General features: G+C 34.2%; 24 protein-coding genes. 8 read left to right on the top strand and 16 right to left on the bottom strand.

What is annotated here, in order from left to right; genetic code table 11:
- Nucleotides 1-102 precede the first annotated feature (102 nt).
- Nucleotides 103-900 (top strand): helix-turn-helix transcriptional regulator, encoded by a 798-nt coding sequence (locus OLM54_RS17230; RefSeq protein WP_264535802.1) that lies wholly within the window; start codon nt 103-105, stop codon nt 898-900.
- Between the two features lie 72 nt (nt 901-972).
- Nucleotides 973-1,845: a CPBP family intramembrane glutamic endopeptidase gene (locus OLM54_RS17225; RefSeq protein ID WP_264535801.1), complete on the top strand. Its 873-nt coding sequence runs from the start codon at nt 973-975 to the stop codon at nt 1,843-1,845.
- Nucleotides 1,846-1,907: 62 nt separating this feature from the next.
- Here OLM54_RS17225 and OLM54_RS17220 read toward each other — a convergent pair whose 3' ends face one another.
- From OLM54_RS17220 to OLM54_RS17150, 15 genes are all read right to left on the bottom strand, one after another.
- A complete protein-coding gene (locus OLM54_RS17220) occupies nt 1,908-3,062 on the bottom strand; it encodes a BamA/TamA family outer membrane protein (RefSeq protein WP_264535800.1) in 1,155 nt (384 codons plus the stop codon).
- A 79-nt stretch (nt 3,063-3,141) separates the two neighbouring features.
- The gene (locus OLM54_RS17215) at nt 3,142-4,122 is read right to left on the bottom strand and encodes a transporter (protein WP_264535799.1); all 981 of its coding nucleotides are present in this window, start codon (nt 4,120-4,122) and stop codon (nt 3,142-3,144) included.
- Nucleotides 4,123-4,168: 46 nt separating this feature from the next.
- On the bottom strand, nt 4,169-5,191 hold the full coding sequence (locus OLM54_RS17210) for a helix-turn-helix domain-containing protein (RefSeq protein WP_264535798.1): 1,023 nt from the start codon (nt 5,189-5,191) through the stop codon (nt 4,169-4,171).
- A gap of 283 nt (nt 5,192-5,474) precedes the next feature.
- Nucleotides 5,475-6,053, bottom strand: a complete 579-nt coding sequence (locus OLM54_RS17205) for a DUF4136 domain-containing protein (protein WP_264535797.1) — start codon at nt 6,051-6,053, stop codon at nt 5,475-5,477.
- A 306-nt stretch (nt 6,054-6,359) separates the two neighbouring features.
- Nucleotides 6,360-7,760 (bottom strand): DUF2252 domain-containing protein, encoded by a 1,401-nt coding sequence (locus tag OLM54_RS17200; protein WP_264535796.1) that lies wholly within the window; start codon nt 7,758-7,760, stop codon nt 6,360-6,362.
- 48 nt (nt 7,761-7,808) lie between these two features.
- Nucleotides 7,809-9,260, bottom strand: a complete 1,452-nt coding sequence (locus tag OLM54_RS17195) for a DUF1254 domain-containing protein (protein WP_264535795.1) — start codon at nt 9,258-9,260, stop codon at nt 7,809-7,811.
- A gap of 38 nt (nt 9,261-9,298) precedes the next feature.
- Nucleotides 9,299-10,120, bottom strand: coding sequence for a hypothetical protein (locus OLM54_RS17190; RefSeq protein ID WP_264535794.1), 822 nt, complete (start codon nt 10,118-10,120; stop codon nt 9,299-9,301).
- A 115-nt stretch (nt 10,121-10,235) separates the two neighbouring features.
- A complete protein-coding gene (locus tag OLM54_RS17185) occupies nt 10,236-11,858 on the bottom strand; it encodes an arylsulfatase (RefSeq protein WP_264535793.1) in 1,623 nt (540 codons plus the stop codon).
- 76 nt (nt 11,859-11,934) lie between these two features.
- Entirely contained in the window at nt 11,935-12,951 is a 1,017-nt protein-coding gene (locus tag OLM54_RS17180; RefSeq protein WP_264535792.1) for an HAD family hydrolase, read from the bottom strand.
- Between the two features lie 68 nt (nt 12,952-13,019).
- Nucleotides 13,020-14,669, bottom strand: coding sequence for an arylsulfatase (locus tag OLM54_RS17175; protein ID WP_264535791.1), 1,650 nt, complete (start codon nt 14,667-14,669; stop codon nt 13,020-13,022).
- A 461-nt stretch (nt 14,670-15,130) separates the two neighbouring features.
- Nucleotides 15,131-16,561 (bottom strand): pyruvate kinase, encoded by a 1,431-nt coding sequence (pyk, locus tag OLM54_RS17170; RefSeq protein WP_264535790.1) that lies wholly within the window; start codon nt 16,559-16,561, stop codon nt 15,131-15,133.
- Between the two features lie 5 nt (nt 16,562-16,566).
- Nucleotides 16,567-17,055: an IPExxxVDY family protein gene (locus OLM54_RS17165; protein WP_264535789.1), complete on the bottom strand. Its 489-nt coding sequence runs from the start codon at nt 17,053-17,055 to the stop codon at nt 16,567-16,569.
- Between the two features lie 125 nt (nt 17,056-17,180).
- Complete coding sequence (gene rnc, locus OLM54_RS17160) at nt 17,181-17,921, bottom strand: ribonuclease III (RefSeq protein WP_264535788.1); 741 nt, start codon at nt 17,919-17,921, stop codon at nt 17,181-17,183.
- A 13-nt stretch (nt 17,922-17,934) separates the two neighbouring features.
- A complete protein-coding gene (gene fabF / locus OLM54_RS17155; RefSeq protein ID WP_264535787.1) occupies nt 17,935-19,188 on the bottom strand; it encodes a beta-ketoacyl-ACP synthase II in 1,254 nt (417 codons plus the stop codon).
- 181 nt (nt 19,189-19,369) lie between these two features.
- The gene (locus OLM54_RS17150) at nt 19,370-19,606 is read right to left on the bottom strand and encodes an acyl carrier protein (RefSeq protein ID WP_007137004.1); all 237 of its coding nucleotides are present in this window, start codon (nt 19,604-19,606) and stop codon (nt 19,370-19,372) included.
- 175 nt (nt 19,607-19,781) lie between these two features.
- Here OLM54_RS17150 and purN point away from each other — a divergent pair, with 175 nt between their 5' ends.
- The gene (gene purN / locus OLM54_RS17145; RefSeq protein WP_264535786.1) at nt 19,782-20,345 is read left to right on the top strand and encodes a phosphoribosylglycinamide formyltransferase; all 564 of its coding nucleotides are present in this window, start codon (nt 19,782-19,784) and stop codon (nt 20,343-20,345) included.
- Between the two features lie 80 nt (nt 20,346-20,425).
- Complete coding sequence (gene rnhA / locus OLM54_RS17140; protein ID WP_264535785.1) at nt 20,426-20,905, top strand: ribonuclease HI; 480 nt, start codon at nt 20,426-20,428, stop codon at nt 20,903-20,905.
- Nucleotides 20,906-20,970: 65 nt separating this feature from the next.
- On the opposite strand, the gene OLM54_RS17135 is transcribed toward rnhA, so the two are convergent.
- Entirely contained in the window at nt 20,971-21,321 is a 351-nt protein-coding gene (locus tag OLM54_RS17135) for a DUF6249 domain-containing protein (RefSeq protein ID WP_264535784.1), read from the bottom strand.
- A gap of 372 nt (nt 21,322-21,693) precedes the next feature.
- Between OLM54_RS17135 and OLM54_RS17130 the strand changes: the two genes are divergently transcribed.
- The 4 genes from OLM54_RS17130 (at nt 21,694) to OLM54_RS17115 (ending at nt 25,801) form a co-directional block, all read left to right on the top strand.
- Nucleotides 21,694-22,281: an RNA polymerase sigma factor gene (locus OLM54_RS17130; protein WP_264535783.1), complete on the top strand. Its 588-nt coding sequence runs from the start codon at nt 21,694-21,696 to the stop codon at nt 22,279-22,281.
- Entirely contained in the window at nt 22,265-22,657 is a 393-nt protein-coding gene (locus OLM54_RS17125; protein WP_264535782.1) for a hypothetical protein, read from the top strand. The genes OLM54_RS17130 and OLM54_RS17125 overlap by 17 nt, the downstream gene beginning before the upstream one ends.
- A 240-nt stretch (nt 22,658-22,897) precedes the next feature.
- Nucleotides 22,898-23,821: a PfkB family carbohydrate kinase gene (locus OLM54_RS17120; protein ID WP_264535781.1), complete on the top strand. Its 924-nt coding sequence runs from the start codon at nt 22,898-22,900 to the stop codon at nt 23,819-23,821.
- An 81-nt stretch (nt 23,822-23,902) separates the two neighbouring features.
- Nucleotides 23,903-25,801 carry an amidophosphoribosyltransferase gene (locus tag OLM54_RS17115; RefSeq protein WP_264535780.1) on the top strand — a complete coding sequence of 633 codons (1,899 nt, stop codon included), beginning with the start codon at nt 23,903-23,905 and terminating at the stop codon, nt 25,799-25,801.
- Nucleotides 25,802-26,179: the final 378 nt, after the last annotated feature.

The following is a 26,179-nucleotide window of genomic DNA, read 5'->3' as shown; positions in this document are numbered from 1 at the left end:
TAGCAAAAATAGTATGTGCTTTAAAATCAACATATAATCTCATTATTTGTTCACCAAAAAGTATTAATTTGCCTGCCGTAACAGCGCCACATAAATCCAAAAATGTACGAACTGCAAAAAGAAAAATACTTAGGCAATACCAAAAAAATATTCAACAATACGCAAGGAATTGCTGTTGTAGAAACGGAGTATCAAGATAAGGTTTATGAAGGCTGGCATTCGCATAATAATGCGCATATTACACTTTTTCTAAAAGGCGGAACTTCAGAAAAACGAAAAAGCTTTAGTGAAACTGTGGGTCCGGGTTCGTTATTATTTTACCACAGCGACGAATTACATTTAAATCACGACACGCTTTTTCCGTCTAAAAACATCAATATCGAACTTGAAGAAAATCTTTTAAAAGAACTTCAGATAAGCGAAGGTATACTCGAAAAATCGGTTCAAAATACTACGCTTACTAAATTTTTAATTCTGAAAATTTTTAAGGAATCTCTCGTTGCCGATGCTTTTTCGAGCGATACGATCACGATGCTTTTTGCACAATTAACACATTCCGGTTCACACTTGGAACGCTTTGAAAAAAGTCCTTTTTGGGTAAAAAGCTTAAACGAATTATTGAACGATTGCTGGAATGAGAATCCGAATTTGCAGGATTTGGCGCAGGTTTTAAACCTAAATCCAATCACGATATCGAAACATTTTCCTAAATATTTTGGCTGTACTTTGGGCGAATACATGCGAAGAATTAAAATAAATCGTTCGCTTTCGCTGATAGAATCCAATAAAATAAATCTGACCGAAATTAGTTTCCAATGTGGTTTTGCAGACCAAAGTCATTTTATAAGAACATTTAAAAATCAAACAGGATTTTTACCCAAACAGTTTCAAAAATTATAAGAGAGGCAAATTTCATTCTATTTTTTGGTTTTTATACCTTCTACATTTGTTTCAAATTAAAACCAAATCAAAATGGAAGCTCAGCCTTTTACTACAAAACAAAAAATATTTAATTTCCCGTTAATCAAGATCATTCTTGCATTAATTGTCACAATGGCTTTGGTCATTATCGGACAACAAGTTATAGGCAAACTGTTAGGTTTAACGTCTCTTGATCGCAATTACCGAAATCTTATTAAAGGGATTTTCGTGTCAGCTCTGGCGATTACCGGATATATTCTTTTTTTTAAATACTACGAAAAAAGAAAGGTAACTGAATTAGCAACAAACAATCTTGCCAAAAATTTAATCGTCGGAATTTTGATTGGCGTTATTTTACAATCGCTTACTATTTTAGTTATTTATATAAATGGCGGTTTTAATATTGTTGCTGTAAATCCTGTTTCATTCATCATTATTCCGCTTACGGTAGCTTTTACAGCTGCTATTCTCGAAGAAATTTTAATTCGCGGTATTCTTTTCCGGGTTTTAGAAGAAAAACTAGGAAGTTATAATGCTTTGATTATTTCGGCTATTATTTTTGGTGCTCTGCATTTGGCAAATCCAAGCGCAACATTAGTTTCTGCATTGTGTGTTGCCATTGAAGCAGGTATATTACTCGGCGCCGCTTTTATGTACAGCCGAAATTTATGGTTTCCTATCGCGATTCATTTTGCATGGAATTTTATGCAATCTGGTGTTTTTGGCGCGATAACATCAGGAAATGAAAAAACAGAGAGTTTATTGGTTACCAAAACCGTAGGTTCTGTATGGATTACCGGAGGAGAATTTGGTCCTGAAGGCAGTTTTCAGGCAATCATATTTTGTTCTATAGCCTCAGTGATATTACTTTTTTTATGTCAGAAAGGAAACAAGATTGTGAAACCTTATTGGAAGAATAAATAAAAACCACCTTTTAAAGATAAACCCGATAGGTTTTAAAAACCTGTCGGGTTTGCTATGAGATTTTATCGCATCCAATTACTTCCAAAAACAATATAATAAGCCCAATCTTCGGGACCTTTTGCTACGTCAACACCCATTCTGAGTTTGAATTTTCGTGCCAGTAAATACCTGAAACCTGAACCGTAACTATATACGACTGGTTTTGCAAATGCCTGATCCCAATCGTTAAAAGCACTTGCCAGACCGCCGTAAGCCATTAAACTCCATCTTCGGTACACATCCCATCTAAATTCGGCTTCGGTTACTATACTTGTTTTTCCCTGATATCTTGCTGCTGGAATTCCTCTTAAATTAATTCCCGGCAAGAGATAAAAAGGCGGTTTTCCAAAGGCTTGTTCTCCTTCAATTCGGAGTCCGCCAATTAATTTTTTAGTTACGGGATAATATCCAATTGCAGACAAATTTACACGCCAGGCATCATAATCACTTCCTATCGCATTATCTGCCCAAAAGAAATCCGATTGTAATCTGATACCTTTATCTGGTGTAAAAATATTATCGCGTCCGTCAAACTGGATCGCTCCACCAAACTGACTCACGGTACTTTTTATGTCTTTTAATGTGGCGAAAGAAGGAAGATCAACTTCAGGAAGATTAATATCTGAATTTAGAAAAAGATATTGCGGACCAGCACTCCATTTCGGGTTTCGAAATTGTTTTAACCATTGTGTATAAAAGGCGTATGATTTAAAATTGAGTTTAAATTCTTTATCGTTTCCGTTAGGCAGATTTTCATAAAATGATAAATTCATATCACCATAACCACCCATTATTCGATATAAAATTCTTTCTTTTATTAAACTGCTGGAACGAAACGCGCCCACCATCCAGCTTTTATTTCCGGTATACATTCCAATTCCTCCCGTAATATCAGGATTTACAAATCTTTTTTTACCGTTATCATCAATTACCGGCGCATGTTTTTTTAGAAAAACGGGAACAATCGCACCTCCAATTCCACCCAAAGCAGGCTCGGTTATAACCGTTGGAATTACAATAAAACCGTGTGCATAAATAATATAATCGCTTAAATCGAATGCTCCGTCAAGAGAATCTTTTACACTAATATGAGGCTTTTGTCCCATCATTAGATTAAATGACAAAAGAAAGAAAACATTAATACCTATATTTTTCAGGAAAAGTTTTGTGTTTTTCATATTAGTGTCCGAATTTCATTTTAAACTAATTAAGAATTTATGGCATCATAAAACCTATTTCCAATACTTCAAAATAGCGCTATTGCGGCTGTTCTTTTTTCAAACTAAAAACATGTGCAAGTGTTACAAAAAAAGTGTTTCCCTGAAATCTGTTTACAGCATTTACCTCAGCAATCCAGCGTAATCCTGCTGAAGTCATACAACCAATATGTAAATAATTTATCTCGGCACCCAAACCTCCAACCCTGTCATTTTTGCCTTCAACAATTCCAATTACAGGTACAGGTATTTTATCGCTTGTTACTTTATATTGCAAATAATAAATTAGCCCTGCATTAATAATTGATTTTGGCGCTGTTTTTTCAGTATTCATCATGTAAAATGTTTTTCCTAAACCACCTTCGACACTTAAAATATCTCCGGTTTTAATATCGGTATCTTTCTTTTTTCCGTTAATTTCATAGGATGCTAAAGCAGAAAAATGAAACGTTTTTTTATCATTGAAGAATAAGGTTGTTCCGGCAGAAAACTCATTCATAAACATTCCTAAACCTGCATTATCAGAAGCACCCGCAGTAAATTTACCGGTTGGCAGATACATTTGATAACTAAAAACAAAATCGGCTCTTTTATGATGCCATCCTAATTGCAGCGGCTGAATATAAGTATCTGTAAATGCCAAAGAATTATTGACGTTTACATTATTTCCCTGAATGGTATTTGATGCAAAAGCAACCAAAGCGGTTGCGCCATAATTAGCGCCCAATATTTTAAAATTGCTTACCCATGAAGCGCCAACTCCGGTAATAGCCATATTTAAATCCGGATTTGCCAAAGCTTCGTCGCCATTGGCATCTCTTAAACAGGATGCGGTATAAAAATATCCGGGAACATACAGACTTAAAGTGTTTTCAGGAGTCTGCGTTCCGGATTGTAAACCCATTGCGCCCAGAATATGTCCGCCTTTGAGCTGCGCATTTCCTGTAAAATAAATCAATAAAAGGAATAACGTTAAGATTGATTTTACTGCTTGTCTTTCTATGTTAAATTTCGTTTTCATCGTGTATTTTTTTAAATTAATGAGACCCGGCAATTGCTTTATTATTTTAAATATATGCACTTGCTTTTTCAGAATTAATTCTAATTACTTTAAAATATTCTGAAGGAGATTTACCGGTATGCTTTATAAAAGCTCTAAAACAAGTGGTTCTTGATTTAAATCCAGATCCCCAGGCCATTCCTTCGAGCGACAAATCTTTCCATTCAGGATCATTAATCTTATCTTTAAAATATTCGATTCTTTTTAAATTTACATAATCCTGAAAATGAAGATTAAATTCTGAATTTATCAAATTAGAAAGATGATGTACGGATATTCCGGTTTCATCTGATAAATCGCGAATCACAAAATCTTTTTTCAAAAAGAGTTTTTTGGCAGAAAAAATATAATCCAGTTTTTCCAGATATTCCTGTTTTTTATCGGGTGTTAATTCTTTTACTAATGGCAGGTTATTTTTAATCTCTTTTGTTTTTAATACTGATGAATCATGGGTTACTAACCTAAAATCATCATTTTGTTCATTATTAAAATCATAAAAAACCTGAGGCTTAAAATAAAGCCAGCCAACTGTAAAAACCAGCACTGTAGAAATTAAAATATAACAGGAGAAATCAAGATTATTAACCTGACTGGTCAAAAAATAATGCACAAAAAGCGTCGAGAACAAAAACAAGGTCATCAAATTATAAACCCGTATCCAGCTTAACACTTTTACTCTGTGAAAATGATTTTCTTTAAATTTTTTCAAATCATAATTTAAAATCATCATCGTTTGACAAAAAGCGTATAACAGCCAAACTGTGAGACTTAACATCGAAAACGGGTTTTTTACTTTGAGAGAGATATAATCAATTGCACGAAGATTGATATAGTTACCGATCCAGACAAAAATGGTTAACCCAAAATAAAGCAGAAATGGTAAAAAATGAAGCCAGTCGTATTTTTTAAATATTTTACAGGAGAACAAAATGGTTCTCACATAAAGAAATGCCGATGGTGCCGCCAAAAAAATAAACGATTTTGTGATCATAAAAAGATCCGGAAAATGTTTAAATATGTTGGCTGACAAATAAAAATTATAAATGCTGACAACGGCGAGACTGAACAAAAATAATCCCAAAAAAAAACTTTTTGAGTAATTTTTTCGTGAAAAAAGAACCATGAAAGATGTAGCAAAACCAACCAGTGTCGCTATAAAAAAGAAAAGAGAAAGTATTATATCAATCATACGGTTAAATTTCAGTTATTACTATTTCTTCGATATGGGACTATCTGCTTTTTGAAAGATTAAGCTTGTCCTGAAAAGACAAGCATAATCTCATTTATAATAACTAACGATAACAACTTACATGTTATTTTTTGGCTAAACCAGGAGGAAAACCTGCCAATATTTTTTTGATCGAGCTTGCAATGAATTCTTCAGGATTGTCTGGTTTACTATCAATTTGTGCATTACCTATACCTTGCCAAACCAATTTTTGTGTTTTAGTAGAAACAATATCAATTACCAAAGAACCATCTACATAATCGTACGTATTAAATGTTGTGGTTCCGCCGCCCATCATGGCTCCGCCACCCCAATATCCGTATGGACGGTACATACCGCCATAGCCATAAAAATCAGAATTTGCCGTAACCGATTGTTTGTTTTTCAATATCGAAACTGCATTTACTTTTAAGTCAGGTGTACTGCTTTCTGTAAAACCTTTTGCTATCATTTCAGAACGAATTGCATTGGTAACACGATCTACATTTAATTGGTTTACCTGACCTTCCTGCGCTTTTAAATCATAAACCGCAAAGGTTTTATATTCGCTAAAATTAGCTGCATGGTCATAATCTGATGTAACATTTACGGTTGGCGAGCAACTGTAAATTAAACCCAAAAAAAACATTGGGATTATTCTAAGAGATGTGATTTTCTTGTTCATTTTGTGATATTTAAATTAATGATTAATTGAGTATAACTGCTAATTATTAAAAAAAAATGCTTCAAACTGTAATGAACTGAGGAAATGGCTTGTAAAAAGCTTAATAAGATGTTAAATATCTATTAAACAATTAGTTGCAGACTGACAAAGATAAATCATTTTTCTTTAACGCATTTAGCAACCCATAATTAAATAATTTTTTCTAAGTATAAACTTAAAAAAAATAATTTAATTTGTAATAAAAATATTTCTTTTTTATTAGTTTATTTTTCCTCACATTAAGCATTTTTACTATTATTAAAAAATTTATATTTCAGCCGAAATTGGTAATCGTCCTTCTTTTATTGCTTGCAACATTTTATTATAATCTTTATCATTTTGATCTGCATATGAAATAGAAAATTTTGCAATTGCGTTTGCAAATTCGTCACTGTTTCCCAGATAACCTGATAATAGCGAAGGATCTCCTGTGCGAGCGTGTGCTCTTGCCAATGCCCATCCGCAGGCTTTTGCATAATCTGCCATATTTCTGGCTTTCATGATTTCGAGAACGGGTTTTACTTTGGCATCACGAAGCTGACGGATGTAAAAAAATTTATTCTGATCATCATTTGTCCATCCTAAAAACATATCCGAAGCTGATTGCATTAACTTTTGCCCCATAACAATTCGTTCTCCCTCATGTTTGTACTTGTTTTTTATTTTCAAATTTGATTCTAATACACTTTGTCTGGCTTCTTTAAACTGCAAAAAAATAGGTTCTCCCGTTGCTGACATTAATAAACTTATTCCGCAAATTGTGCCCACACTTCCTACACCTACCACTTTCATTGCAAGGTCATGCAGTTTATACCTGCTTAATAAAACCTTTTTATCATCCGGCAATGACTCGATATAATGTTTGTGTGCAATTTCTGCCTCTCGTATTATTCGTTTTCCTTCTTCTCCTGTGGGATGAAAAATCAATGGCGGATCGTCTTTTATTCTGGCTCGATATCCATCCTGATAGGTCATTTTAGCAAACTCTTTTTCATGAGCCGTATACTCTGATGCTTTTTTAATTCGCTTTTGCTGAAATTCTTTTATCTCTTCGTCTGCTCCTAATTCTATAAGTTTTGCCAGATCAATATCGGCATACCAAATTTGAAGTGCCGATAATTTACTGTATTCCAGCATATGTCTTTTGTAACTATCTGCCACATTCCATGCAAATTCTTTACAGTTTTTATTCGAAAATTTTCTCCATCTTCCGGCAATGGCAAAACTCGCTGCAAGTCTTTTTAAATCCCATTCCCACGGTCCGGGAAATGTTTCATCAAAATCATTTATATCAAAGACCAGTTTGCGTTCCGGAGTTGCAAATCCGCCAAAATTCATCAAATGACAATCACCGCAAAGCTGAAGATGAATTCCGGTATTTGGTGTTTGTGCCAAATCTGCTGCCATAATCGCCGCTGCTCCACGAAAAAAAGCAAATGGCGATTCCATCATTCGGCTATATCGTATGGGTAACAAATTTTCAAGTCTGCCAATATTTGTTTTAATCAAAATTTCAATCGGATCTTCTCTATTCTCAGATGGATTCCATTGTTGATGAACAGAACGTGGCGTAACTTTTCTAATTGCAACGCCATTTTCAAAACGTGTTGCTTTTGATGCTTCCGGATCAAATAAGTTTTCGATTATATCTGTGTGTTTTTTGTCCATGAAGTTTTTTGTTTTATATCCTTTATATCCATGTCAAAAAATCCTTTTTTACTTTACTTCTTCAACATCTCCCAGCTTCCAGCTTTTTTCAAAAAATCCTTTTTCAGGACCATAGAAGCGTGCGAGTAATTCAAATTTTCCTTTCGGATTGGTCGGAACCCAATTTGATTGTTTTCCTTCAGGAGCTTTTTTTCCAAAATAAATATCTACTGAACCATCAGTATTTTTTTGAAGCCCAGGCGATGTTGAGGCACGACTGGAGTATTTCATCCCAAGAATAAGAGCGTGTGTTTCGCGATCATAAGCGGTTACAGACCAATATAATTTTACGGGAACTTTGGCAGGAATATGAAGTTTATATAGTTTTGAACCATCAAAAGACTGCTTCTGATCATCTTTGGTCGTCATGAGATAAAATTGTCCGGTTCCTAAATGCTTCGCACTAAAATAGGCAATCGAATAACTTATGGCTCGTTCGTCTACAGGATAAAGATTTGGAAGTGTGTAATTGGTAGGAAGACTTTTAACAACATCCGCTGATGCCGGTAATGCCCAATTTGTTCCTTCATAAAAAGGAGGTGTAAAAATTTTTTCATACTTTGTATCAATCCATCTTTGTGCATCTTTAATTGCCGCATTTAAAATTTCTTGTCTTCTGGTATCTGCCTGAAAAGTTTTTCCTTTTTCTATACCTATTGATTTTAACTGATCAATCATTGCCATATCACGCGTTAACCAGTCTTCTCTTTGTACAAATTGGTTTAGTATTTCAAAAAAATGCAGGTTATACGGAATGGTATTGCTAAACGGTGTATCAATTAAATCGATAAATGTCGTTGGCGGCGGATTATCGGCTTCAGAAAGCGGATATATTTTTACTTTTTTTCCGTATTCAACAGCTCTCTTAATATCATTTGCACTTCCGTCTGTAATATTGGAGCGCAGAATTGCAAATCCGGTATAAGTTGAGGACGGCATCGGAATATATCCCAGTGGAATTGGCTCTTTATAATTGGGCGGTAAAATAAGGTATTTTCCTCCTTTTCCTTTGTCAACTCCTGCCGGACCAATATCTTCAATGGCCGTTTGCCAGCCATCATCTAAACTGCCTGTTAAGGATGAAATGCCTTCTACGGGCGGAATTTCGAGAACAACCGGACCTTTTCTTGTATCATATAACGGATTTATATAAATCACATCGGGATTTGGCGTCAGTGTTTGATTTTTTGAACTAATCAATCCTGACCAATAAATTATTTGATTATAATCTCCTTTTGCTTTTAATAAACTTTCGTGCATTAATTCTGAATTAACTGCAGGCATTCCCCAAATAACAGCTTCAACGGCACGATTGTATACTAATTGTTCTTCGAAATCTACCGGTTTAAATGTTGTGGTTTGTGTGGTATCTGTAACCGTTGTTGTTTCGTTTTTTTTCGTTGAACTTGTGCATCCGACTAACAAAATGATTATAGCAATTGATAAAATTTTTGATCTCATAATTTGTTTTTTAAGATGAAAGAAATTCTGAAGCAATTTTAAGAACCCGGAAACACAAAAGCCAAAACGGCTCTTAATCCCCAATCGGGTTTAATTTCATGTGGACCAACAATTGGAATCAATGGCATAATGGCAAACTGAACGACCTGATCTCCTAATTTTGTAACGGCTCCAATATTGGGACTGATTGTAATAAGTGTTGTATTGCCTTGCCAATTTTGAGTAATCTCTGAACTTAAACCTAAACTTGCTCCGCTTTTATAACTATGCGAAAGGAATATTTGGGTATAAAACTGATTAACATCTGCGCGGTCTTCATTTCCTGCAACGGACCAGATTTGATTGGCGATAAAACCAACAGAAAGTCCTTTTCCCTGATGCATAACCAATACGCTTGGTCCAACTCCAAATTTTTCTGTTCCCAGAAAATCATCTGTAGCGGTCGGAATCAAAAATGCAGGTCCAAACCCGAAGATTATTCCTTTTGTTTTTGGTGCAAAAAAAGCGGTTACGGTTGCATCACTCAAACCAAATTGATGTGTGTTTTCGCCGGTAATATCTCTTTGATCTACAACAGGAAGTATGTAACGGGTAATTAAATTAAGATTGTCGCTTAACTTAAACGGAATTACGGGCTGTACATTTATCGTATATTTTGATCCGTTATATGGACCAATACCATAATTAAGATTGTTTTGCAATGGCACGCTTATAAGGCTTGCAACCGGATTGGCTAATTTATCTGCGAGTTCCTGAGCGCTTGATCCTGCTTTTGGTTCTTCCTGAGCAAATGCTGTCAAATTTAGAAACAACAACAGTGCTAAAGATTTAATGGAAATAGAAAAGTTTGGAAGTTTCATAATTCTTTCTTTTAATGATTCTTAAAACCAAAATGAAGCCGCTTTTATCTTGTAAAAGTTGTTTCATTTTGATCTTAGCTATATTCAAATTATTCTATTGTCCCTAAGTTATTTATCAGCCTCCACTACTTTTTTTCGCAGTAGAACTTGCTTTTAAAGCTTCTTGTACATGTTTAAACATCAGGAAATCCTGAATAGTGGTAGGGCCGGGATATAAGTTACTCTGTACTTTATGTGGCGGATATTTCTCGTATGTTTTAACAAAGTCTCCTATAATATTTTGAATCGTAGGCAGGAACCAGGTTTTCTCTGTAAAGTTGTTCATGAACAAATCATATCGTTCTTGCGGATCTGCCCATAAATCAAATATTTGCGGAGCCAGGGCTACATAACTTTTAGCGCCTTTCCATCCTAAATTTGAATCTACTGCCAAACCACCGGTTGGCATACCGCCGTCTCCACGTAAATTAAATACTGCTTTAAATTTCCCTACTCGAATTGCTCCAGGAGTTAATTCGTCTTCTGTAAAATAAAACCACATTGTTCTTTTTGATTTTCCGGTGCCAAATAAAACCGGCGACATATCGTAACTATCAAAAATTGTTGGTTTACCATCTCTGTCAACTGTTGGTAATTCCTGACCGGATAAAGCTGCAAATGTTGCCATAAAGTCAAGTGTTCCTAAAATATCATGATTTTGAGTTCCGGGTTTAATTTTCCCCGGCCACCAAGCCATTGTTGGAATTCGGCTTCCTCCTTCACGAACAGTTCCTTTTGTTCCTCTAAAAGGGGTATAACCGCAATCTGGATATACATCTTGCCATGTACCATTATCTACTGTGTAAATAATTAAGGTGTTTTCTGCAATTCCCATTTTACGAACCTCATCCATAATACGACCAATTCTGGTGTCTAATTCTACGATACAATCAGCGTATTTATTTTGACCTTCTGATTTACCAACAAAATCAGGATGCGGTAAATTAGGCTGGTGATTTTTTGCAAATGCTATTTCCATAAAAAATGGTTTGTCTTTTTTACCATTTTCTCTCAGCCATTTTAAAGATTCCTCTTCTGTATACTGATCAATAAACGGAATTACTTTTCCATCAATTTTTCTAACTTCTCTATATGGTTTTCCTGCTTCGCCATCCAATGCTCCTTTTGTTCCTTTTGCCCATGTTGCCCTAATATCAGCCGGCATATCCTGATTCCAATCCGGATCCGCATACGTATAAGCATTTAAGTGATACAAGGTTACATTTCTCATCACATCAAAACCTTGTGCAATTGGCATGGAATAATCTTCTTCTCCAAGATGCCATTTTCCGGCAAAAAAGGTGTTGTAGTTTTTACGTTTTAGTAAGGATGCAAGTGTCCACTCTTCTTTAGGCAAACCACCACCATCTCCTGGGAAAGCTACAGTGGTCATTCCGCTTCTATTTGGAATTCTTCCTGTTATTAATGCTGCTCTTCCCGGTGTACAGCTTGGCTGCCCGTAAAAGGACCAAAATTGTATCCCTTCTTTTGCCATTCGATCAAAATTTGGAGTTGCCGCACCGCGTCCTTCTCCACCTCCATAAGGGCCCAAATCTCCCCATCCGGTATCATCCGATAATAAAATAATAATGTTTGGGCTTTTCTGTCCATATCCGATACCGGCTATAAGGAAGCAAAAAAGCAAGCCAAAAATCTTAGCATGATTGGCTGATTTAATTGATAGAAAGTTTGTTTTCATAAGGTGGTGTTCTGAATAAATTATATAATTTCAATTCTAAATTTTATTCACAGAAATCTGGTTTGTTTGATACAAACTATTTGTCCGGAAATACTTTTTTCCAATCATCTTTTATGCTGATTATATGATATTTGTATTTTGCTGCAGTATTTAATGAAAGATTATCTTTTTCCTGATAATTGTATTCTCTGCTAGCATCATTGTGATTTACAATTAATTGAAAAGAGGGATATTTGCTTCCCTGAGAATATCTCAACATGGCAAGATCTCCGGCACCGCCTTCGTTTCCGCAGGCAAAAACAGGTCTTTGACCAATGTGTAATTGTATGCCAACCGGTTTTCCTTCTTTATCATTAAATTGATTTAAAGCTGGTTCTCTTAACACGATATTTTTAGCATCATCAAATTTGTATTTGAAAGAAGTTCCTATCACTTGTTCTTTTGGGATGCCATAAAAATCATTTGAAATTGCACGTACTAACTCAATAGTTCCTCCGGTTACAATAAAAGTTTTGAATCCGTTTGCACGTAAATAATTTAATAATTCCAATTGTGGCTGGTATCTGATTTGTTTTATAGGAACATTTTTGCCCGGATATTTGGCACCGGAAAAGAACTCTTTTGCCGAAGCTTCAAATTCATCTTCGGTCATTCCGGTATGTGTTGCGGCAACCAATTCAATAAGAGCTTTATCACCACCTTTTTCAAAAAAAGTTTTGTCTTTTTCTATAACAGCTTTAAAAGGTTGTTTTTTTGCTAATTCAGGTTTGGCTTCTACCATTTTTTTAACGCGGTAAAAAGCAAATAATTCCTGAACATAGGGTTTTTCAGCCCAAAGTGTTCCGTCATTATCAAAAGTGGCAATTCTGTTTTCTACCGGAATAAAATCAGGGCTTCCTTTTTTTGTGACTTTAGTAACATAAGCAATGATATCATTTTTTAGGGTTCCGTCGTTCCAGCTTGGCAGCGGATCTGCGCTATTTGCAACTACAGCTGTACTGTCTTTAGGATTTACGGTTGTTGCATCTTCATTTTTTTTACATGAAACCAGTAAAAACAAAAAGAGAGGCAATAGATATATTTTTCTATACATGATATTGATTTTAAATCAACAGAGCTCGAATTATGGGGAACTCAAGCTCTATTGTAATGCTAATATTTTTATTTTTTCTTTGAAGCTGCGTCTTGTTGTATTGTTTTTTGCAGTTTAATTTCATTAAGTGTTTCTTCCATAATTGTTACAGGTGAAAAGCTTGGCGGTATAGAACGTGGAGGAAATTGTTTAAAAGTTGCGGCAAATTTCATTACTTCGACATTCATTCCATACACAGAACCTATATGATTAATCACCCAATCCCAATATGTATTTGAAGTAAAGTCTGCTCTTTCATAAGGATCCTGATATAAATTGAATATTTTTTGCAAACGCAGTTTCACAAAAGGTTCTGCCCACAATCCCATTGTTCCTGCCATACGCTGTTCTGCAAAAACGTATTTATAATCTCCCTGACGCATCCCTACAAGCAATCCATCATCATCAGAATAGAAAAATTCATTTCTGGCACTTTTTGGTGTTTTTCCTTCTAAAAATGCTGATTGGTCATAGCCATCTAAATGTACTTTGTACGTATTTCCGTTTGCTTTATAGCCTTTCAACATTTTATTTATGATATCCGGTTCTCCGGCTATTGACACCAAAGTAGGAAACCAATCGTTGTGGCTCATCATTTCGGTAGTTACCTGACCTGGTTTGATTACGCCTGGCCAGCGTACCATACAAGGAACTCTAAATGCACCTTCCCAGTTGGTGTTTTTTTCTGAACGGAAAGATGTGTACCCACCATCAGGCCATGTATTCATATGAGGGCCATTATCTGTAGAATAAACAACTAATGTATTGTCTGCAATTCCTAAATCATCTAAAACCTTTAAAAGTTCTCCAACAGTTAGATCATGTTCGATCATTCCATCCATATATTCACTGTCTCCGTGTGTGTATTTGCCCCGATGTTCTGCTCTTACGTGTGTTCTCAAGTGCATACGAGTACCATTCCACCATACAAAGAAAGGTTTCCCCGCAGCATTTTGTCTTTTAATAAAATCAATAGCAGCAGCAACGGTTTCATCATCTACTGTTTCCATTCTTTTTTTAGTAAGAGCTCCGGTATCTTCGATTTTTTGTTTTCCAACTTTTCCAAAACGGGCATCTGTTATTGTAGGATCATCAACATTTGTAGCCGTACATTTTAATACACCTCGCGGTCCATATAATTTTACATAAGCGGGATCTTTTGGATAATCAGGTAATTCCGGTTCTTCTTCTGCGTTTAAGTGATACAGATTTCCAAAAAATTCATCAAATCCATTTACAGTCGGCAAACTTTCATTTCGATCTCCCAAATGGTTTTTACCAAACTGCCCGGTTGCATATCCTAACTGTTTAAGTACTCCGGCAATTGTTGGGTCTAATTGGCTCATTCCCATTGGTGCTCCGGGAAAACCAACTTTAGTCAATCCGGTACGAATACCATGTTGCCCTGTAATTAAGGCAGCACGTCCTGCGGTACAGCTTTGTTCTGCATAATAATGTAAAAAACGTATTCCTTCATTACCTACACGATCAATGTTTGGGGTCATATAGCCCATTAATCCATCACTATAAGCGCTAACATTTGTAGTACCAATATCGTCGCCCCAAATTATAAGAATATTAGGTTTTTTTGTATTCTGTGCCTGTATTACTGAAAAACATACTAATGCAAAAAGCATTATCGAATTTCTAAATTCAATTTTAAGTTTACTTTGTTTCATGGTAATAAAATTTATTAATAATTTCACTAATTACTTTAAAATATTAAGAAAAATATTATGCTTTTGGAAACTGTGAAAAAAGTTAAATTGCTTGTTTTCAGTTTTCTAGTTTTTTGAGGGTTATTCTAAAACAAGAATTTTCTTAGCTTTTATTTAACTGATCCAAAATTAATTAATATAAAACCGAAAAAATGTATTTATAGGGGATGACGTTGTTTCATTTTATAAAATGAAACGATATAAATGCTTTATTTTGATGCATTTAGTATTTGTAAAGTAGAAAAGTATAAAAACAGAGAAGCGTTGAAAAAACACTTACACAGAAATAACTTCCATTCTTGTAAATTCTATAATCAGAAAGAGGAGAAATGAAGTAATTGAAAAAGTAGATTTATAAAACGCAAAAAAGCCATTCGACGCATCGAATGGCTTTTTATATTACAATTTTTCTTAATGGAAAACTATTCTATTTCAGATACTCTCATGGTATTTACCATTCCTTTATCTTTAATTGGCATTGCTGCAAGATTAATTAAATAATCACCTTTTACAGCATAACCTTTTTGAACTGCAATTTCGTTAACATCAGTAACAGTATCATCTGTACTTTCGTCTTTATCGTAGAAGTATGATTTTACTCCCCATAATAAATTCAATTGTGTTAAGATTCTTTTGTTTGAAGTAAACACCAAAATGTGTGAAGATGGTCTCCAGGCCGAAATTTGGAAAGCTGTATATCCGCTATTTGTTAACGTACAAATTGCTTTTGCTTTGATTTCGTTTGCCAATAAAGCTGCCTGATGACAAACTGTTTTTGTAACAAAACGTTTTGTTTTAATTTGCGGTGTATTTTGTGGAACCTGAATAAGCGGAGAATCCTCAACTGCCTCACAAATTTGAGTCATTTTTTGAATAACTTGTACCGGATAGTTTCCTGTAGCAGTTTCTCCAGACAACATTACAGCATCTGCACCGTCCATTACAGAGTTTGCAACGTCATTTACTTCGGCTCTTGTTGGTGTTAAACTTGTAATCATTGTTTCCATCATTTGTGTGGCAACGATAACAGGAATTCTGGCAGTTTTTGCTCTGCGAATCAAATCTTTTTGAACCAATGGTACTTCGTGTGCAGGAAGTTCAACTCCTAAATCTCCACGCGCTACCATAAGACCATCGCAATAAGCTATAATTTTATCAATATTTTCTAAAGCTTCCGGCATTTCAATTTTAGCAACAATTGGAATTTTGTATTCAGAATGCTTCGCAATTAATTCTTGCAAATCTTGCAAATCGCGAGGTGTTTTTACAAACGAAAGTGCGATCCAGTCTACTTTTTGTTCGATAGCAAAAATAGCATCTGCAATATCTTTTTCAGTTAAAGCCGGTAAAGAAATTTTAGTGTTTGGTAAATTAACTCCTTTTTTAGATTTTAATTCTCCACCCTGAATTACTTTAGCAACAACTTCTGTCTTTTTATCTGTAGAAATAATTTCAAAAATAAGTTTTCCGTCATCAAGCAAAATACGCTCTCCAGGATTAACATCATTTGGAAAATTTTGATATTTCATGAACACTTTTTGAGCTGTTCCTAAAATATCTTCGGCAGTTGTAAAAGTAATTAAATCACCATCATGTACAACTGTTCCTTCTTCCATTACTCCAACTCTAAGTTTTGGTCCCTGTAAATCTCCAAGGATTGCAGTTGTGTAACCAAACTCGTCGTTTAGACCTCTAATGATATTAATTTTGTCTTTTACTCCTTCGTAATCTGCATGCGAAAAATTGATTCTAAACACATTAACACCTGCTTCGATCATATCTTTGATAATCTCTCTCGTACTACATGCAGGTCCAAGTGTAGCTACAATTTTAGTTTTTTTGTTTGTTAGCATTTTTTTTAAAAAATTAAATTGTTTTTTGATTTTATTTTATTGGTATCAACGACATAAATAGCGGCGATGCTCTCGATGGTATTTAATTGTTGTTGAATTTCTGAAAAATCAATAGCCTCGTCACTATTCTCTATTTTCAGGAAAAAATCTACCTTTTTAAATTCAGGAAGTAAATGAATTGTTGTTGAAACCTCACTTGTTTCATTAGAAAACAAATTCTGGAAATCATTTGTACTCACTGAAATGATTTCATTTTTATTCTGAATTAGATTCCACGCAACGGCTTTTTCAGAATCATAATAATAAAACCTAGAAAAATTTGCCTGTCCTTCCTTAGTTTGAGCATGGATCTCGTTTTTGCTCTTACTTAAATTAACAGGAAGTTTTTTATTGATAAAATAGGCCAGTCTATAATCTTCTAATGAAGTATGAATTGCCATTAAATAATAATCAATTTCGTCAAATTCGTCTAAATCCAATCTATGAATTGCCATATCATGAAAAATCTAGGTGTAAATATACTATTTCTATTGGAGCATCAATAGTTAAGATGTGGTTGTTTTTGTTAATTTATAAACGAAAACGTTATAGCTTTGATAAAGTTACGGCAATTCTGGCGTTATTTCTTATCTATCTTTTCCTGAAAGGCAAAATATGCACGTTGCGATGCCTTTTCTTCTGCTTTCTTTTTTGAAGTAGCTCTTGCTCTAGCAATTACTTTATCGTCTATACTTAATTTTACACCAAACAAGCGTTGGCCGTCAATACCGTTATCTTCAAAAATATCATAATGAAAGATTCTCTTTTCTTTTTGACACCATTCGATAACCAAACTTTTATAACTAATTACTTTTCCTTCAAGCCTTGCAATATCAACATATGGCGTGATTACTCTTTTTTGAATAAATTTTTCGCAAAACGAATATCCTCTATCCAAATAAATAGCGCCAACAAGTGATTCGAAAATATTACCATGAATATTTTCTCCAAAATGCTGTACCGGTACTTTACTTTCTACAAAACGAACCAGGTTTAAATCTTTTCCTAATTCATTTAAATGTTCACGACTTACAATTTTAGAACGCATTTTGGTTAAATAACCTTCATCGCCATTTGGTGCTTTGTTAAACAAATGTGCAGCAATTACGGCACTTAACATAGCATCGCCTAAAAATTCTAATCTTTCATAATTAATTGGATTTCCGTGTTCATCCAATTTATTTGATGATCGGTGCGTAAATGCTTTCTTATAAAAGTCTACGGAAACAGGCTCAAAACCAAGTATTTTCTGAATAGTGTCAAAAAAAATCCCGTCTTCTTGAGAACGGGATTTTGAAAATATTTTTTTGATAATATTCATAGACAAAACTAAACTAGTCAACTAATTTTTTAAACAATACACACGCATTGTGTCCACCAAAACCAAAAGTATTACTCATAGCAACATTTACCTCTCTTTTTTGAGGTTTGTTCAGAGTAAGGTTTAATGACGGATCAATGTTTTCATCTACAACAGTGTGATTAATCGTAGGAGGAACAATACTGTGTTGCATTGCCAAGATAGAAGCAATTGCTTCAATAGCTCCGGCAGCACCAAGTAAGTGTCCTGTCATTGATTTTGTAGAGTTGATATTGATGTTTTTTGCATGTTCACCAAAAACAGCGCTAATCGCTTTTAGTTCGGCAACATCTCCTAACGGAGTAGAAGTTCCATGTGTGTTGATGTGATCAACATCTTCAGGATTCATTCCGGCATCTCTTAATGTATTTTTCATTACAGCAATAACGCCAATTCCTTCCGGATGTGGTGCCGTTAAATGGTAAGCATCAGATGACATTCCGCCTCCGCCAATTTCACAATAAATTTTTGCGCCTCTTGCTTTTGCATGCTCATATTCTTCAAGAACCAAAGCTCCTGCGCCTTCTCCTAAAACGAAACCATCTCTGGTTGCATCAAAAGGTCTTGAAGCTGTTTCAGGGCTCTCATTTCGTGTTGATAAAGCGTGCATAGAGTTAAAACCTCCCATACCTGCAATCGTAATGGCAGCTTCTGAACCACCGGATACAATAACATCACACATTCCTAAACGAATGTAATTGAAAGCATCAATTAATGCATTTGCAGAAGATGCACATGCAGAAACTGTCGTATAATTTGGACCCATATAACCGTTACGCATCGAAATGTGCGCTGGTGCAATATCGGCAATCATTTTTGGAATAAAAAACGGATTGAATTTTGGCGTTCCGTCTCCTTTAGCGTAATAAATTACTTCTTCCTGAAAAGTCTCTAAACCTCCAATTCCTGCTCCCCAAATAACACCAACTCTTGTTTTGTCGATATTATCATCAGTAAGTCCGGCATCTTTAATAGCTTCGTCACTTGCAGCAACAGCGTATTGAGCGAATTTATCTAGTCTTCGAGATTCCTTGCGATCCATGTAATCTTCAATATTGAAGTTTTTTACCTCACAAGCAAATTTCGTTTTATGCTTCTCTGTATCATAATACGTGATAGGAGCGGCTCCGCTAACCCCATTCACAAGTGCCTCCCAATAATCCTGGATATTATTCCCGATAGGAGTAAGAGCACCTAATCCTGTTACAACAACTCGCTTTAACGTCATAAATATGTGTTTTGTACTTTAAACAAATAAAACCCACGCTTTCTTAACTGTATTGTTTACTTAAGAGCCATGGGCATTACAATATAAATATATCTTTTTGATTGAAAATCAATCGAAATTTAAAATTTTAAAAAAATAATAACACCCGACTTATAGAATATAAAAATCGGGTGCAGTATTATTATTTTTTAGCTTCCTCGATATAAGAAATAGCTTGACCAACAGTAGCAATGTTTTCTGCTTGATCGTCTGGAATTTGAATATCAAATTCTTTCTCGAATTCCATAATAAGCTCAACAGTGTCTAATGAGTCAGCTCCTAAATCATTAGTGAAGCTTGCTTCTGTTACAACTTCGTTTTCGTCAACACCTAATTTGTCTACGATAATCGCTTTTACTCTTGATGCAATGTCTGACATAATCTTTAATTTTAGAATTTAATTTGTTGGCAAAAATAAAAAACTTTATTTTAAAACAACTATTTAGTTTATAAATGTGATACTAATTTATAAAATTAATTTCAAGAAAGCCCTTTTAATACTATTTATTTTCGATTTTTATTCCGTTTTTTGCATTCTCAAAATAAACTAGATTATGAAAAAAATTGTTGTTTTTGCCTCAGGATCAGGAACTAATGCAGAAAACATTATAAAATATTTTTCGAATACCAAAATTGCAAAAGTGGTTTCTGTTTTTACAAATAATGCATCTGCAAAAGTTATCGAAAGAGCAAAAAATCATCAAATTCCGGTCGAAATCTTCTCAAAAAACGAACTTTTGGAGCGAAACGTATTACAAAAAATACAAGAAATCGACCCGGACCTAATAATTCTGGCTGGTTTTTTATTGAAGTTCCCGGAAAACATAATCGAGAAATATCCTAATAAAATAATCAACATTCATCCGGCACTTTTACCCAATTATGGAGGCAAAGGAATGTACGGAATGCACATACACAGGGCCATAATCAATAATAAGGAAAAAGAAACCGGAATTTCGATTCATTATGTAAATGAAAATTATGATGAAGGCGGAATTATTTTCCAGAAAAATATAGCGCTCACAGACGAAGATACTCCAGAAACCGTCGCCGAAAAGATTCACGAACTGGAACAAAAGTATTTTCCGGAAATAATTCAATCTATATTGGAGAAATAAATTCCAATATAAAAATCCTAAATTCCAATTTTTAGATACAGTTTGAACAATCTAAAATCTAAATTCTACAATCTAAAATAATGAATCACGAAGTACATATATATACTGATGGCGCGGCAAAAGGAAATCCGGGTAATGGCGGTTATGGTGTAGTAATGGAATTGGTGGGAACACCGCATAAAAAAGAATTTTATGAAGGATTTCGTCTTACTACTAATAACAGAATGGAGCTTTTGGCTGTAATTGTGGGTTTAGAAAAACTAAAAAACCCAAATATGAAGGTTTTAGTTATTTCAGATTCTAAATATGTAGTTGATTCTGTCGAAAAAAAATGGGTTTTGGGCTGGGAAAAAAAGAAATTTGCCGGAAGGAAAAATCCCGATTTATGGAAACGATTTTTAATCATTTACCGCAAACACCAAGTCGATTTTAAATGGATTAAAGGCCACAATAATCATCCTCAAAACGAACGCTGCGATCAATTGGCCGTTATGGCATCTATGCAGCCCAAACTTTCTGTTGATGAATATTACGAAACCATTGGTTCAAAAATGGAATAAAAAAAATAACGTATCAGGAATCACCACTCCCGATACGTTATTCAAACTACTAACTTAAAAAAATCTTATTCTTCTTTATCTAAATCTTTAGCCGTTTTAAATCCGGTTAATAAGCCGACTCCGGCCATGATAAAGATAATCGACGGATAAACGGCATCATCTTCTAAAGAAGTATACGTTGTAATTAATAAGGCAAGAAAAATTCCGACTCCTGTACCTATTAATAAGAATGCAAAATTTACAACGAAAACTTTCCATGCTGAACCTCTTTTTCCTACTCCTTTGAAAAAGATACTGGCATCAACACCTTTTTCTATAAGAGCCATACGCTCTCTGTTTCTAGTTGAGAAAAAAAGATAGATAATCCCGAAGATCATCAAAAACATGCTAATTGGTATTAAAATTTGTGCTCCCATAATTTTGTTTTATTTAATTGATTGATACTCCATATGACGACACCTTTTGAATTGAGGTTACAACAAAAGTGAAAAATTTCAATATTTTTAAATTCATCCCGAAATCTTGGGAAGAAAAAACACTGATTATCAGTAATTTTGAGTTTTTTATGAAAATCAAATTTTAAACAACCCTCATTTTGTCATCTCGACGGAGGAGAGATCACACTAGAAGCTCGACAACGATTGGCGATTTACTTTACGGAGTTTCGCGTGCGATCTCTCCTCCGTCGAGATGACAATACAAAAATCTATACTTATATATAGATTGGAATTTGAAATTTATTTTAGAAAAGTTGTAACCTTTATAAATAAACTGTCGTCCTATATAATATGAGTACAATAAGTGATCAACATTATATCGATAAAATTTTGCAGGGCGAAACAAATTCGTTTGCCGTGCTGGTTGACCGTTATAAGGATATGATTTTTACTTTGGCTTTAAAAATGGTTAAAAACAGAGAAGAAGCCGAAGAAGTTGCTCAGGATACTTTTATAAAAATTTATAATTCTTTAAATAAGTTTAAAGGTGATTCTAAATTTTCGACATGGATTTACAAGATTGCTTATAACACGTGTTTAGATCGTTTGAAGAAAAACAAAAAGGAAGAAAATAACATTTCGATAGATGAATTTTCGTCACATTTAATCAAGACGATGGACAATGCTTTAAGCGCTTTAGAAGATAAAGAACGAAAGCAAACGATTCAGAATTGTTTGAATTTGTTACCAAGCGACGAGAATTTTTTGCTAACTTTATTTTATTTTGAAGATCAGAGCTTAGAGGAAATTGGGAAAATTATGAGCATTAATGCTAATAATGTAAAAGTAAAATTATTTAGGAGCCGACAAAAATTAGCTGTAATTTTGAAAAAGCGATTAGAACCAGAAATAGTAGAATATTATGAAAGAGAGCGATAAAAATATAGAGAATCTTATTGATAAAATGATGGCTGAAAACACTTTGGAATCGCCATCAATTGACTTTACTTCAAAAATAATGTCTCAGGTTTTAGTAGCTGAAAAAAGTAAAATTAAAGCTTATAAACCGTTGATTTCTAAAACAACATGGATATTTATTGGTATATCTTTAATTGCTTTGACTTTTTATTCTCTTTCAAGCAACAACATTTCTAATTTTGAAATTGTAAAAATATATTCAGATAAAGCTTCTACTCTATTTTCAGGAATTCACTTTTCTAAAAATATATTATATGGGCTTTTAATAGTACCTGTTATGTTTTTAATTCAGATTGGAGTTTTGAAAAATTATTTTGATAAGAAGTATGAGTTATAGAATTATTGTCTTTTAGAATTACTGATACAGAAATTCATTGCTTTTTTCAAAAATAATTATTGCATTTTAAATCCAAAAAACATATTTTAAGCACTGCACAGAATCTAATATAATTCATTCATTTACAATAGTTTTAGCATCGCAAACGATATTGTTTTTTTATGAAAATTTTGAGAACCTAAACCGTTGCAATATTGTAACTTATAAAGTATCTTTGCACCCTAATTCGAAATTCATAAAATGAATAAATTATTGATTGTTGGAACGGTTGCTTTCGACGCGATTGAAACTCCTTTCGGAAAAACAGATAAAATATTAGGTGGTGCTGCAACGTACATTGGTTTATCTGCATCATTTTTTAAATTACAATCGGCCATTGTTTCTGTAGTTGGCGACGATTTTCCACAAGAACATTTAGATCTTTTAACTTCAAGAAATATTGATATCTCTGGTATCGAAATTGTAAAAGGCGGAAAAACCTTTTTCTGGAGCGGTTTATACCACAACGATCTAAACTCAAGAGATACTTTAGTAACTGAGTTAAACGTTTTGGCTGATTTTCAACCAAAAGTTCCTCAAAATTATAAAGATGCTGATGTTGTGATGTTAGGAAACTTACATCCTTTAGTACAAAGCAGCGTTTTAGATCAAATGGAGAAAAAACCAAAATTAGTGGTTTTAGATACTATGAACTTCTGGATGGATTGCGCTTTACCTGAATTATTAGATGTTATTAAACGTGTAGACGTTATCACAATCAATGATGAAGAAGCAAGACAACTTTCGGGAGAATATTCGTTAGTAAAAGCTGCTGCTAAAATCCAGGAATTGGGACCAAAATATGTGGTGATCAAAAAAGGAGAACACGGTGCACTTTTATTCCACAACAGAGAAGTATTCTTTGCACCGGCTTTACCATTAGAAGATGTTTTTGATCCAACAGGAGCCGGAGACACTTTCGCAGGTGGATTTTCAGGATTCATTGCACAAAGCGAAAACATATCGTTTGGCAATATGAAAAATGCAATTATTTACGGTTCGAATTTAGCATCATTTTGTGTAGAGAAATTTGGAACAGAAAGGATGGAAACATTAAGTAAAGCTGAAGTAGCGATTCGATTACAACAATTTAAATCGTTAACGCAGTTTGACATAGAAATATAATGCCCAAAAGCCTCGATAACACGGGGCTTTTTTATTACGTTAATACACACAACTTACAACAACACAAAAATACAAAACACAATGAGCGACGCGTTAAAACACGAATGTGGTATAGCCTTAGTTAGACTTCTTAAACCGCTTGAATATTACAAAGAAAAATACGGAACTGCTTTTTACGGAATACAAAAAATGTATCTGATGATGGAAAAGCAACACAACCGTGGGCAAGACGGAGCAGGTTTTGCAAGCATTAAATTAGATGTTGATCCGGGACAACGCTACATTAGCAGAGTTCGCTCGAATCATTCACAGCCTATACAAGATGTTTTTGCCCAAATTAATGATCGTATTAATGAAGAGTTAGGTGCTCATCCGGAATATGCAGATGATGTTGCAGCTCAAAAAGCAAACATTCCTTATATAGGAGAATTATTTTTAGGTCACGTTCGTTACGGAACTTTCGGAAAAAACAGCATCGAAAGTGTTCACCCATTTTTACGTCAAAGTAACTGGATGCACCGTAATTTGATTTTGGCAGGAAACTTTAATATGACAAATGTTAAAGAGCTTTTCGAAAACTTAGTAGAGCTTGGACAGCATCCAAAAGAAATGGCCGACACTGTTACCGTAATGGAAAAGATTGGGCATTTTCTTGACAAGGAAGTTATGCAGCTTTACCAGGATTGTAAAATGGAAGGTTATTCTAAAAGAGAAGCTTCTCCGGTAATTGCAGAACGATTGGATATCACAAAAATATTATCCCGCTCAGCAAAAAATCTTGATGGAGGTTATGCAATGGCCGGATTATTAGGTCACGGTGATGCTTTTGTATTTAGAGATCCCGCTGGAATTCGTCCTGCTTATTTTTATCAGGATGATGAAGTTGTAGTTGTTGCCTCTGAGCGTCCGGTTATTCAAACGGTATTTAATGTTCCTTTTGAAAAAGTTCAGGAAATTGAACCCGGAAATGCTTTGATCATCAAAAAAAGCGGAAAAGTTTCGATGGAACAAATTCTGGAACCAACCGTTAAAAAAGCGTGTTCTTTTGAAAGAATCTATTTCTCCAGAGGAAGTGATGCTGAAATTTATCAGGAACGTAAAAATTTAGGAAAATTAATTTTACCAGCCGTTCTTAAATCAATTGACAGCGATACAGACAATACTGTTTTCTCTTATATTCCTAACACTGCCGAAACTTCCTTTTATGGTCTAATCGAAGCTGCACAGGATTTCTTAAATCAGAGAAAAAATAATTATATTCTGGAAAACAGAAATACACTTACAGCCGAAACTTTACAGGAATTATTAGCTGTAAAAATTCGTACTGAAAAAGTTGCAATAAAAGATGCTAAACTAAGAACCTTTATTACAGAAGACAGTAGTCGTGATGATTTAGTTGCTCACGTTTATGATGTAACTTATGGAGTTATCAAACCAACTGATAATTTAGTTATTATTGATGACAGTATTGTTCGTGGAACTACTTTAAAAATGAGCATCATTAAAATGATGGATCGTTTAAAACCAAAACGTATCGTTATCGTTTCTTCGGCTCCACAAATTCGTTACCCTGATTGTTACGGAATTGATATGGCAAAACTGGAAGGTCTTGTTGCTTTTAGAGCAGCTTTGGCTTTGTTGAAAGAAAGAAACCTATACCATATCGTAGATGAAGTTTATGCTAAATGTAAAGCTCAGGAAAATTATATTGATACAGATGTTGTAAATTATGTAACCGCAATTTATGATCAATTTACTCCTGAAGAAATTTCAGACAAAATTGCCGAAATGTTGAGTTCTCCGGAAATTAATGCCGAGGTAAAAATTATTTTCCAAAAAGTAGAAGATTTACATATAGCATGTCCTAAAAATCTTGGTGATTGGTATTTTACAGGAGACTATCCTACACCGGGAGGAAATCGTGTTGTAAATAGAGCATTCATGAATTTTTATGAAGGAAAAGATGCAAGAGCATATTAAAAAAATACTAACAAAAGGTTAAATTGTGCAGTTTATCGGTTTTTTTTGCCGTTCGTCCTATATGTTTGGCAAAATCGAACAGCTACGATACTTTTGGGAAACCATAACATTAGTAGGTTAAGTTTATGGTAGATTTGGGGCAAAAAGGGTGGAAGCAATTCCACCTTTTTTATTGGAATAAACTCAAGAAAACCACCCAAAGTAAGAAATTACGTATTTCGTCGAATTTATTTGCACTTTATCTAGAATATTTGTGAAAACGATATAGCTATCATACATTTACTATACCATAACATTAGTAGGTTAAGTATATGGTAGATTTGGGGCAAAAAGGGTGAAAGAAATTTCACCTTTTTTATTGGAATAAACTCAAAACCT

Source organism: Flavobacterium sp. N1736 (assembly GCF_025947065.1).
GTDB lineage: Bacteria > Bacteroidota > Bacteroidia > Flavobacteriales > Flavobacteriaceae > Flavobacterium.
Note: the sequence above shows the minus strand (reverse complement) of the source record. Positions and strands in the feature narration are given on the sequence as shown.

Excerpts from the sequence above, each read along its gene's own strand:
- OLM54_RS17135 (WP_264535784.1), bottom strand. The coding sequence starts at position 21,321 with ATGGGAGCACAAATTTTAATACCAATTAGCATGTTTTTGATGATCTTC.
- OLM54_RS17195 (WP_264535795.1), bottom strand. The coding sequence starts at position 9,260 with ATGAGATCAAAAATTTTATCAATTGCTATAATCATTTTGTTAGTCGGA.
- rnhA (WP_264535785.1), top strand. The coding sequence starts at position 20,426 with ATGAATCACGAAGTACATATATATACTGATGGCGCGGCAAAAGGAAAT.
- OLM54_RS17190 (WP_264535794.1), bottom strand. The coding sequence starts at position 10,120 with ATGAAACTTCCAAACTTTTCTATTTCCATTAAATCTTTAGCACTGTTG.
- OLM54_RS17220 (WP_264535800.1), bottom strand. The coding sequence starts at position 3,062 with ATGAAAAACACAAAACTTTTCCTGAAAAATATAGGTATTAATGTTTTC.
- fabF (WP_264535787.1), bottom strand. The coding sequence starts at position 19,188 with ATGACGTTAAAGCGAGTTGTTGTAACAGGATTAGGTGCTCTTACTCCT.
- OLM54_RS17165 (WP_264535789.1), bottom strand. The coding sequence starts at position 17,055 with ATGGCAATTCATAGATTGGATTTAGACGAATTTGACGAAATTGATTAT.
- OLM54_RS17120 (WP_264535781.1), top strand. The coding sequence starts at position 22,898 with ATGAATAAATTATTGATTGTTGGAACGGTTGCTTTCGACGCGATTGAA.
- OLM54_RS17205 (WP_264535797.1), bottom strand. The coding sequence starts at position 6,053 with ATGAACAAGAAAATCACATCTCTTAGAATAATCCCAATGTTTTTTTTG.
- OLM54_RS17125 (WP_264535782.1), top strand. The coding sequence starts at position 22,265 with ATGAAAGAGAGCGATAAAAATATAGAGAATCTTATTGATAAAATGATG.
- pyk (WP_264535790.1), bottom strand. The coding sequence starts at position 16,561 with ATGCTAACAAACAAAAAAACTAAAATTGTAGCTACACTTGGACCTGCA.
- OLM54_RS17215 (WP_264535799.1), bottom strand. The coding sequence starts at position 4,122 with ATGAAAACGAAATTTAACATAGAAAGACAAGCAGTAAAATCAATCTTA.
- purN (WP_264535786.1), top strand. The coding sequence starts at position 19,782 with ATGAAAAAAATTGTTGTTTTTGCCTCAGGATCAGGAACTAATGCAGAA.
- OLM54_RS17185 (WP_264535793.1), bottom strand. The coding sequence starts at position 11,858 with ATGAAAACAAACTTTCTATCAATTAAATCAGCCAATCATGCTAAGATT.
- OLM54_RS17130 (WP_264535783.1), top strand. The coding sequence starts at position 21,694 with ATGAGTACAATAAGTGATCAACATTATATCGATAAAATTTTGCAGGGC.
- OLM54_RS17115 (WP_264535780.1), top strand. The coding sequence starts at position 23,903 with ATGAGCGACGCGTTAAAACACGAATGTGGTATAGCCTTAGTTAGACTT.
- OLM54_RS17225 (WP_264535801.1), top strand. The coding sequence starts at position 973 with ATGGAAGCTCAGCCTTTTACTACAAAACAAAAAATATTTAATTTCCCG.
- OLM54_RS17180 (WP_264535792.1), bottom strand. The coding sequence starts at position 12,951 with ATGTATAGAAAAATATATCTATTGCCTCTCTTTTTGTTTTTACTGGTT.
- rnc (WP_264535788.1), bottom strand. The coding sequence starts at position 17,921 with ATGAATATTATCAAAAAAATATTTTCAAAATCCCGTTCTCAAGAAGAC.
- OLM54_RS17200 (WP_264535796.1), bottom strand. The coding sequence starts at position 7,760 with ATGGACAAAAAACACACAGATATAATCGAAAACTTATTTGATCCGGAA.
- OLM54_RS17150 (WP_007137004.1), bottom strand. The coding sequence starts at position 19,606 with ATGTCAGACATTGCATCAAGAGTAAAAGCGATTATCGTAGACAAATTA.
- OLM54_RS17175 (WP_264535791.1), bottom strand. The coding sequence starts at position 14,669 with ATGAAACAAAGTAAACTTAAAATTGAATTTAGAAATTCGATAATGCTT.
- OLM54_RS17230 (WP_264535802.1), top strand. The coding sequence starts at position 103 with ATGTACGAACTGCAAAAAGAAAAATACTTAGGCAATACCAAAAAAATA.